Below are 8,265 nucleotides of genomic sequence, written 5' to 3' on the forward strand. Positions count from 1 at the left end.
CATGGGCAAGATTGACACCACCGCCCAAGAGAAACACCGGCCTGCTGGATCTTTCCAGGCATTCCAATGCCTTTTTGATCTGTCCGATATGCACCGCTGTATTTGGCTTATAACCTCTGACTTCAATCTGTTTGGGATAATCATCACTTCCGGGTTCCTGCTGAATGTTTTTCGGAAGATCCACTACAACAACGCCAGGTTTTCCGGACTTCGCAATATAAAACGCCTTTTTAATAATTTCAGCCAAATCATCACGTTTACGAACCGTAACTGCATATTTGCAGATGCTTCTGGTAATTCCAACAATATCTACTTCCTGAAAAGCATCATTTCCGATTAAGTGAGTTGGCACCTGCCCCGTAAAGCAAACGAGAGGCACGCTGTCATAATTTGCGGTTGCAATGCCGGTGACCAGGTTTGTAGCACCCGGACCGCTGGTAACCAGGCAAACTCCTACCTTACCAGTTGATCTTGAATAGCCATCAGCAGCATGGATTAATCCCTGTTCATGTCTTGGGAGTATAACCTGAATACCCTCAGTTCCATAGAGGGCATTGAATAAATCAATGGCCTGTCCACCGGGATAAGCAAATAATGTATCTACTTTTTCTTCCTTTAATGCCTTTACAAATAAATCTGCTCCTGATATTTGCATTTTCCATTCCTCCTTTTCATGCAAGCACTTGCTTGCTCTTCGCTTATTATTTAACGGTACGATCAAAGATGGTACCGTCAGTTTATTCATTCAATATGCCGTTGACAAACGTTTTAACCGTTTCTCTTATAAAATCATCCCGTTTGGTTTTCACCAGGCCTTGTTCAAATGATGCGCTTAGAAAGGTAAATCCAAATGTACTGGAAAAAATAGTCATCGCCAGGCATTCAAAATCCGTATGAGATATCTTTCCTTTCTCCTCCATACTTTCAAAGTACGTTATAAGTGAGGAAATAAATGCCTGTGGTATTTTCATAATCAACGGTGCTGCGTCATCATAGATCTGCGGTGCCCGCAGCCCAATGGAAAGTTTAACAAAATCAGACGTTATCCGGTTCATGTATTCTGTCATAAACATTTCCAGATCCGGCTGTAACTCCCATTGCACATTTTGGAATATCTCCGGGGTTATATTTCCCCTCCATTTTTCCTGTTCCATGCCACACATGATCATCTGCTTTTTATTGGAAAACTTTCGAAATAAAGTGCATTCATTCACACCTGCTAATTTTGCAATGTCCTTCGTGGTTGTCAAAACATAACCTTTGTCTCTTACTAAGGTCATAGCTGCATCTATAATTTTTTGGCTTGTATCATCCATTCCTCTCACCTTTCCTCTATGCAAGTAAGTACTCTCATTCTATGCGAGAATGCAATGATTGTCAATAAGATTTTTTCATTAGGTTTTAATATTTGATTTGCTCATAAATTTATCACTAAAGTTTACTGGAAACCACATTTTTCGCTTTTTAACCCGATTTCTAATATATTATTGATGTGGTAGCTATAGTAAAATTAGAAAAAACTACAAATTTATGAAAAAAGGAGCGATTTCTAATGAAATCATTAAAGACAAAAGTTATTGCACTGGTTTTGGGATGTATGCTGTCATCATCATTTGTCATCGGTAGTTTCAGCATTTTAAGCTCGAAAAAAGCTGTATCAGCAGATTCTGCCCAGATCATGAACTTATTATGTGAAAATAAGTCTAAGGAAATCAGCGCTCTTCTTTCCCGGATTGAACAGTCGGTTAATACCCTGACTCTATATGCTTCCAGACAGATTGTAGACTCTGATAAATTCAAAACTGATTCCTCTTATGTGGATCAATTCACCGATCATTTAACAGACATAGCCATAAATGCTGCTGCAAATACCGAAGGTGCCATGACTGTCTATATACGTTACAATCCGGAATATACCAGCCCTACTTCCGGGCTGTTTTGCAGTAAAAGCAGTACTGACAGCACGTTCAAGTCATTGGAGCCCACTAATCTGTCCCTCTATGATCCCTCTGATACTTCCAGAGTCGGCTGGTTCTATGAACCTGCAAAAAACAAAAAAGGAACCTGGATGGAGCCTTACCTGAATGACAACATTAACATAGAAATGATTTCCTATGTCATTCCTTTTTACGTAAATGATATTTTTATTGGCGTTGTTGGTATGGATATTGATTTTAGTGTACTCCAGACAATTGTTGAGGAGACAACTGTTTATGAGAATGGTTATGCCTATTTAACTGATGAAAACGCAAACCTTATCTACCATCAGGACTTACCCCGGGGAACCGCTTTAATGGATTATAATAATGGGGAATTCCGTGAAGCAGCAGAAATGCTTCTGAAAGATTCCAGCCAGCAGTCACTGATTACTTATAACTATCATGGATATCAGCGAAAAGCTGCATTTCGAAGCTTGCAAAATGGCATGCGCCTCGTACTTGCTGCACCCACTTCGGATATTGACAAACAGGCGAATCAGCTGATCCTGCAAATTTTAATTGCCTCCTTTGTGATCGTGGCACTTACAATCATACTTACCTTTATTTTTACCAGACGTCTTGTAAAACCCCTACTGGAGCTTACGGATGCGGCACAAAAAATAGCTGCGGGAGATTTAAGTATTTCCATAACACATCACTCCAAAGATGAAGTAGGCACTTTAGCTGAAAGCTTTCGTGAAACTGTAAAACATCTTCACAAATATATTTCCTATATCAATGAACTTGCCTATCGGGATCCTCTAACCGGAGTAAAAAATAAAACTGCATATTTAGAAGTTGCAAATCAAATGGATGAACTTGCCCGGTTAAAACGACCGGAATTTGCAGTAATCGTGTTTGATATTAATGGACTGAAAAATGTGAATGACACCTACGGACATGATTTTGGTGATATTCTAATCGCCGATACCTGCAAAATCATCTGCCATACTTTCAAACAAAGTCCCATATACCGGATTGGCGGAGATGAATTTGTTGCTCTATTGGAAAATGAAGATTATAAAAATAGTATGCAGTTACTAAGTAAGCTGCAGTGTGATATTGACGTATACAATGAACAGCCTCATAACAAAATCAAAATTTCTGTTGCGAAAGGAATAGCCGTCTATTCAGAATCAACCGATTTCACCTTCCAGGATGTATTCAAAAGGGCGGACAATGCAATGTACTTTAATAAAGCAAAAATGAAATCCCTGCATGATTAATCGTAATTACTGCAGCAGCATATATGCATAACATATGTTGCTGCAAATCTGGTATGGTTGTTTCCGCGGGGCGGAATTTATTCTCACATTTCCTTTGAAGTTGCTACTGCAATAAACCGTTCTTCTTTGTCATTACATGCACAGTAATAATGATAAACAACCCCATTATGCTTCAGCACAAACGGTTTGTGGGCAAATGTATTTTCCCATTCCTCTTTTGGTTCAACCAGTGGTCTTCCTTCCCACTTTCTCCAGTTCACCAAATCCCGGGATACCGCAAAAGTGTCAAAAGCGGTACATTTTCCATCTTCTGACATAGCTATGAAATAATTCATGACCCATACGTCTCCCATTTTTATAATCTGAGGATCACCGGAAATAAAGTTTCCTCTGATATCTCCGTTATCGATGACAGGATTCGCACCATAACGCTCCCAGTTTTCCATGTCTTTTGATACGGCGATTCCAATCCGTTCCGGCATATCAGAAGCCCCTTTGCAGTTATAAAACATCACAAACGGATATTCTAAGGTTTCCTCCTCGTCCCGAAATACATAAGATTTATATAAAGTAAAGGTTTCAAACCACCTGCTGTCCTTATCATCCATGCGAAGAATCGGCTGTGCCTTTCTTTCCCATTCTATTGCCTGAGTCGGATCATCACTGCATGCCAGACCAATATGTAAGGGGGGTGTCTCATAACCGGGCAGTTCTCCCCCAAGATAGGTAGCCCAATATTTTCCACCATAAGAATGAAGCGCATGTTCTCCTTCCCATGCTGTATCCAGCAGAGCTAATCCTGCATCTACCTGGCAGCCATCCCAGCCTTCCTTGCTTCTGGTAAGGATCTTCCCCTTTTCCTCCCAATGCAGTAAATCTGAACTAACAGCCAGATAGGTATCATATCCCATATTCTCTGCACCAGGGTCAATTGCAGTATACATCATATACCATAACCCTTCTTTTCGAAAAATGGTTGGACAGTCCGTTAGCTGATGTTCCATTTTGACAACTGCTCCCCATTTGTATGGTGTCTGCAATTCCTTATATATTTGTTCCATTTCATCATTAGAGACTAATGGTGTCTCTTTCCTATCTTTTTCTAAAAATGGTATCATGCTCATGCACCTCCTGATTATTCGTTTGTGAATCCCCGTCCCTGATTCATCGATCCTGTTTCATCATTCTTTTGCCTGTTGACAAGGATAATTATATAGAATATATTTAAGAAAGTATATGTTTGTCTGGAACTGGCACTTGTTATTTTGGAAACTATTTGATCATGTTTGTAAATTTAAACAGGAAGAAAGCGATTTACATTCTGCATCTATAAAGGAGGAATATATGCCCTTATCTACATTTAAAACAGAATTTCTTACCAATCTTTCCCACAGCATGCCATCTTTTATTTTTTGTGGGCGTAAAGATTTTGTGCCGAACGAGGTGCATGTAAAAAGGATCTTTCCTGCCTTTAATATCATGTTTGTCCGTTCCGGCTGTATACATATTATGGAGGATAACCAGCTTTACATATTAAACAAAGGAGATTGGTTTATCCAGACTCCTAATGTGCTTCATTATGGAGTACCTCCGCAACCGGATCCTGCATCTTTTTATTTTATTCACTTCATGCCCACGGAGGAATGGAATATAATAAACCGTGGGGGTGCCACTGTACCGTCTATGGAAATCCTGGATACCGGTTCCGGAATGTTTCCTCCTTATTTCAAATTACAGCTGCCTATGCAGTCCTCATGTACGGATAACACAATAGAACTGGCGAAAGAACTTGTAACTGGATACCCGAAAAATACGCTGCTGGAAAATCAAAGCCTCTTTCAGAAATTGCTGCAGCACATGATACAAAAATCAGGCAGACTTTCATCGGAAATAACCATTGGAGATGATATTGCCGCCTACATGTATCTTCACTTTTTAGATCGGGATTTTAATTTGAACCTGTTATGCGGTGAATTTGGATTTACAAGGCAATACATAACAAAACTGCTGAAAAAGAAAACCGGAAAAACATTCCTGGAATACTTCCGTTATCTCAAAATTGACTATGCAAAAAAACAACTCTCCGCAGGTAATATACAAATAACTGCTTTAGCTGAAAAGCTTGGATACAGTGATACAGCTGCCTTTAGCCATATGTTCAAAAAAGAGCTGGGGGAATCCCCCAACTCTTATTGCAAACGTGTATTTCAGAACTATATACCATGACATTATTAAGTTTTCCAAGTGTGTGAAATCATTACCACTCTTCCAATCCCAACTGCTTTTTACCGTTTTTAAGCCATGCTATATCTTCAATGCCACATTCTTCCCTGACCTCTTTTATCTGACTGCCATAACTGCCTGAACTGCCCAGGCAGTCTCCCTTCTCATTAAATAGAATTTCCTGATAACCAAAATGCTCCTCTTTGGGCAAACCTCCAATAATATATTTGTGAATCACTCCCTGGTCATCCGTGATTTCAAAAAGAAACGGCTTTTCTTCGGATATTTGATCCGTTATATCCACATGATTTCCCGCAGCCACAAAATACAATCTGCCATTATCCATTACGGCCGGAGCAACACTATCCTCTCCCATGGTGACAATCGTTGCTGATTCTCCATTTTCACCTTCCTCATACCGGATTCCGCCACCGCTGAAAAATGAATATACATAATCAAATATCTGACCATTTGTAGCTGCATATGCTACGGTTGTTATAGATAATAAACAGATGAAAAATGCCATTACGGCAATCGCTGCCCGATTCATTTTAAAAGAGCTCCTGAAATGGGGATGCTTCCCCGTAACATGCCCGGAAGCACAACAGGAATAGTCTTTACGGATTCTCTTTGCACATACCTGAGACATTTTCACCTGATCCATACTTTGCTTGTACAAATTCTCCATTATTCTCCTCCTCTAATCTGCTTCGCAGCATCCTGCGAGCCCGCTGTAATCTGGTTGTTGCTGCTGACTGGGTAATTCCGAGTATCCGGGCAATTTCATTTGAATCATATCCTTCATAATAATGAAGATATATAACAACCCTGTATTTTGGCTTCAATCCCATTACATAAACAAATACGCTGCTTTGCTCCGGGTATTCAAATGTATAGATATCTTCCAAAGGCTCTGTTTTCTTTCTCCAGAAGGATTTCAGAAGATTTTTACTCTGGTTCGCAGTTACCGTCAGCAGCCATGTTTTTTCTTTTCCCTGCTCTATTTTGCCATAATTTTCATATAACTTTATAAAAACCGTCTGGCTGATATCTTCTGCATCCGCAATACATTTTGTATAACTAAGTGCTAATCGAAAAACCATATCTTTATAGCATTCAAACACTTCCAATATTTTTTCATCCAAACAGGCACCACCCTCCTTTCCCGCTCGTTCGTTGTTGGCTTATATTGTTTTATTATTTTTTTGAGATCTCATATATAAAACAAACTGCCCAACCCTTTTGTCACAAATTTTATAATTAAATTCTTATTTTTTATGATCATGATATTTTTTCTCTTATCCTGCCTGGTACCGAATATATTTTCTTACGCCTAAAATACTTCCTCCTACAATCAGCAGCAAGGAACACACATAGCTCAGATAATGCTGTATCGGCACGATTCCGCTCAATACATTCATTGGCAGATAAATTGGAAACCATCTGATTATCATACGGCATATCATGATAAATCTGGTTGGACGAAGAGGCGAGAGGATAATTGTGTTAATAATAATAGGCAGCAGATAAATCATCATCCCCCAGATAAGAGCGGAAAAACTCTGTTTATGTCTTGCGGAAAAATATAAAGTTATACAGGTTGTTACCCAGCTCCCAAGCAGTCCTGCTGCTATATACTGAATTAGTACACTCCCCACTGTTCCATCGTTTATTTTTGAAAATGCCAAATCCGAAAATACCAGATCCGCACTTACTGAAAATCCACTGATTCCATATGTGGCAGCAAAGGCGCTGAAAAGAAGTGCCGTAACCGTGAAATATAATAGTGTAGAAAAGCAAAGCGCCGCCAATATTTTAGAAACTGCACTTTTTTGTTTTCCATATGTTGTAATCATAAGAATATCAGCCGTATGCAGCGCATATTCCTCGGAAAATACAGGTGCTGATGCAATTACGATCAGGACAGAAGTGATCACCATAACCATCATCTGCATTTCCCGAAAATCACTTCCCCATCCATCCGTAAAACCAAAAGTGCGGGTTCCATCCATTAATTCTGCAATTACAGGTGAATCCTGTTCAGAGATCAGTCGCATCTCTCCTTCCCTGTTAAACCTTTTCGTGGTTAAATTTTCGGTAATAAATTTTTTGGTACTGTTTTCGTAATAGCCTTTTTTTGTATTTCCGGTTTTAAGATCAGTCTCTAATTGGTCTGCTTCTATGGTATAACCGAACCGGTTTACGATTTCCTGTACTTTTTCTTTTGTCAATGGTCCTGCATATTCACGGGCTGTATTGATATTTTCCCGTATTGCAGCAGTTCTGGTGTAACATTTTCCATCGATGTACATATATTCGCTCCCAAGAACAGACATCCAGAAATAAAATAACAGAAACAGAATGCTGCCGATTAAACCGAAATAAATTATCTTCTTCGAATAAATTTTATAGAATTCCATTTTAAAAATTCTCATGCTGTCCACCTGCTTCCTCTGTAAAATACAGATATACATCTTCCAGATTAGGTTCTTCCGGTACAGCTTCTTCCAGCGGTTTTTCTTTTGCAATGATCCGAAGCAGAACCTTTCCATCTATATTTTTTAAGTTGCTGACGGCATATTTCCGGTTATATATCTCTGCCTGATTTTCAGGTACCAGGCATTCCCATACACTTCCTCTTGCAAATTGTATCAGCTCATCTGGAACTCCCTGCTTTATAATTCGTCCCTGTTTCATGATTAAGATTCGATCTGCTATATATGCAATATCTGATACAATATGTGTGGATAGAATTACAATGCGGTTGCTGCCAAGTGCACTGATTATATTGCGGAAACGGATTCGTTCCTTGGGGTCCAGACCTGCTGTGGGTTCAT

General features: G+C 39.4%; 8 protein-coding genes and 1 pseudogene. 2 read left to right on the forward strand and 7 right to left on the reverse strand.

From position 1 onward, the window contains the following. A partial coding sequence (locus tag ACH2DQ_RS27530; RefSeq protein ID WP_395028712.1) for a thiamine pyrophosphate-binding protein occupies positions 1 to 655 on the reverse strand: 655 nt, incomplete at its 3' end. Between the two features lie 82 nt (positions 656 to 737). Continuing rightward, a complete protein-coding gene (locus ACH2DQ_RS27535; protein WP_394911872.1) occupies positions 738 to 1,316 on the reverse strand; it encodes a TetR/AcrR family transcriptional regulator in 579 nt (192 codons plus the stop codon). A gap of 236 nt (positions 1,317 to 1,552) precedes the next feature. Between ACH2DQ_RS27535 and ACH2DQ_RS27540 the strand changes: the two genes are divergently transcribed. Then, positions 1,553 to 3,205 (forward strand): diguanylate cyclase, encoded by a 1,653-nt coding sequence (locus ACH2DQ_RS27540; protein WP_394911873.1) that lies wholly within the window; start codon positions 1,553 to 1,555, stop codon positions 3,203 to 3,205. An 83-nt stretch (positions 3,206 to 3,288) separates the two neighbouring features. Here ACH2DQ_RS27540 and ACH2DQ_RS27545 read toward each other — a convergent pair whose 3' ends face one another. Continuing rightward, positions 3,289 to 4,323: a hypothetical protein gene (locus tag ACH2DQ_RS27545; protein WP_394911874.1), complete on the reverse strand. Its 1,035-nt coding sequence runs from the start codon at positions 4,321 to 4,323 to the stop codon at positions 3,289 to 3,291. A gap of 226 nt (positions 4,324 to 4,549) precedes the next feature. Between ACH2DQ_RS27545 and ACH2DQ_RS27550 the strand changes: the two genes are divergently transcribed. After that, complete coding sequence (locus ACH2DQ_RS27550; protein WP_394911875.1) at positions 4,550 to 5,431, forward strand: helix-turn-helix domain-containing protein; 882 nt, start codon at positions 4,550 to 4,552, stop codon at positions 5,429 to 5,431. 31 nt (positions 5,432 to 5,462) lie between these two features. Here ACH2DQ_RS27550 and ACH2DQ_RS27555 read toward each other — a convergent pair whose 3' ends face one another. The 4 genes and pseudogenes from ACH2DQ_RS27555 to ACH2DQ_RS27570 all read right to left on the reverse strand — a co-directional run. Further along, positions 5,463 to 6,116 carry a hypothetical protein gene (locus tag ACH2DQ_RS27555; protein WP_394911876.1) on the reverse strand — a complete coding sequence of 218 codons (654 nt, stop codon included), beginning with the start codon at positions 6,114 to 6,116 and terminating at the stop codon, positions 5,463 to 5,465. Continuing rightward, positions 6,046 to 6,573: an RNA polymerase sigma factor gene (locus tag ACH2DQ_RS27560; protein ID WP_394911877.1), complete on the reverse strand. Its 528-nt coding sequence runs from the start codon at positions 6,571 to 6,573 to the stop codon at positions 6,046 to 6,048. The genes ACH2DQ_RS27555 and ACH2DQ_RS27560 overlap by 71 nt, the downstream gene beginning before the upstream one ends. 153 nt (positions 6,574 to 6,726) lie before the next feature. After that, complete coding sequence (locus ACH2DQ_RS27565) at positions 6,727 to 7,863, reverse strand: hypothetical protein (protein ID WP_394911878.1); 1,137 nt, start codon at positions 7,861 to 7,863, stop codon at positions 6,727 to 6,729. Then, a pseudogene (locus ACH2DQ_RS27570) lies at positions 7,850 to 8,265 on the reverse strand (ABC transporter ATP-binding protein); the annotation flags it as partial. The gene ACH2DQ_RS27565 and the pseudogene ACH2DQ_RS27570, both read right to left, overlap by 14 nt.

It is taken from the genome of Robinsoniella sp., from assembly GCF_034124845.1.

Coding starts and splice junctions, on each gene's coding strand:
- ACH2DQ_RS27535 (WP_394911872.1), bottom strand. CDS start 1,316: ATGGATGATACAAGCCAAAAAATTATAGATGCAGCTATGACCTTAGTA.
- ACH2DQ_RS27540 (WP_394911873.1), top strand. CDS start 1,553: ATGAAATCATTAAAGACAAAAGTTATTGCACTGGTTTTGGGATGTATG.
- ACH2DQ_RS27545 (WP_394911874.1), bottom strand. CDS start 4,323: ATGATACCATTTTTAGAAAAAGATAGGAAAGAGACACCATTAGTCTCT.
- ACH2DQ_RS27550 (WP_394911875.1), top strand. CDS start 4,550: ATGCCCTTATCTACATTTAAAACAGAATTTCTTACCAATCTTTCCCAC.
- ACH2DQ_RS27555 (WP_394911876.1), bottom strand. CDS start 6,116: ATGGAGAATTTGTACAAGCAAAGTATGGATCAGGTGAAAATGTCTCAG.
- ACH2DQ_RS27565 (WP_394911878.1), bottom strand. CDS start 7,863: ATGAGAATTTTTAAAATGGAATTCTATAAAATTTATTCGAAGAAGATA.